The sequence below is a fragment of the Aquabacterium sp. UBA2148 genome (assembly GCF_002328915.1).
Taxonomy (GTDB): domain Bacteria; phylum Pseudomonadota; class Gammaproteobacteria; order Burkholderiales; family Burkholderiaceae_C; genus Aquabacterium; species Aquabacterium parvum.
The window spans coordinates 8472-9676 of sequence record NZ_DCXA01000313.1; the positions used below are offsets into that span (position 1 = coordinate 8472).

1 protein-coding gene is annotated in these 1205 nt (G+C 68.9%); it reads left to right on the forward strand.

Going from position 1 to position 1205, the window contains the following annotated elements:
- Nucleotides 1–1205: M48 family metalloprotease (locus tag B2W70_RS17620; RefSeq protein ID WP_286747789.1), on the forward strand; the 1205-nt coding region annotated here is incomplete at both ends.

Here is a 1205-nt window from a genome sequence, read left to right on the forward strand (position 1 = left end):
CCACCTGCGCGGCAACCATGGCCGCTTCGCCGCCTGGATCTACCGCACCCGCCTGAGCTGGCTGCGCATGAACGAGCGCCTGGGCGAAGACGACAGCATCAGCGGCTGGCTGAACGCGCGCTTCATGAGCTGGTATGTGCCGCGTTTCCTGGCGCGCAGCTTTGCCCTGGCCCGCCAGGACGAGTACGAGGCCGACCGCATTTCGGCGCGGCTGGTGGGTGCGGCCACGGCTGGTGCAGCGCTGGTCGAAATCGACATCAAGGGCGCCTGGATGGGCGAGCACTTCTGGCGTCAGCACTGGCAAGGCGCCACCGATCACGCCCTGCCTGTCGGACCTTTCAAAGCCTTGCGCCACCTGCTGCTGAGCCCGCCTGAAGACGGCTTCGCTCGCGAGGCCCTGCGCCGCTCGCTCAAGGAGGTCTCGAACATCGACGACACCCACCCGGTGCTCAAAGAGCGCCTGGGTGCCCTGAAGGTGCCGGCCAACCTGCCCGACTGGTCCAGCAAGGGGGCCCTGGCGCTGCTGGGCACCGAAGCCGAGGCCTGGGTTCAGCGCTTCGACCAGGCCTGGTGCAAGGACCAGGCGAAGGCCTGGAAGGCCCAGCACCAACGCCAGCAGGCACTCAAGCAGCGCGTCGAAGGCTGGCGTGCCCGCGCCGAAACACTGGGCACCGACGAGCTCGTGATGTGGGCCCGCTGCGAGCGCCGCCTGCACAGCGACATCGACGTGGTCAAGCTTTACCAGCAGGCGCTAGAGCGCAACCCGGCCCACGCCGATGCCCTGCTGGGCCTGGTGCAAGCCTGCGAGGACGCGCCCCTGGCCTTGCGCCTGAGCTGGCTCGATCAGCTGTGGTCGCGCTCACCCGACCACCGCCACTTCGCTGCACGCAAGGCAGTGACATGGCTGGAGCGACCGCCACGAGGCACCGAGCCCGACGCCATCGCCCTCAAACCATGGCGCCAACGCGTGAAAGACGCGCAGGCGGCCGACGACGCTGTGTGGGAGGCCCTGACCGAGCCGCCCTGGTTCACCCAGTTGCAGCGCCACGACCTCGACGAGGTGCAACTCGAGGACACCCGCGAAGTGCTCGGCTGGCACCCCGCCATTCGCCAGGCCTGGCTGTGCCGCCGGCGCTTGCCCGAGCACAGCGACCGACGCGCCTACCTGCTCTTCGTGGACGTGCCTGACCTGAACAACGCCAAGC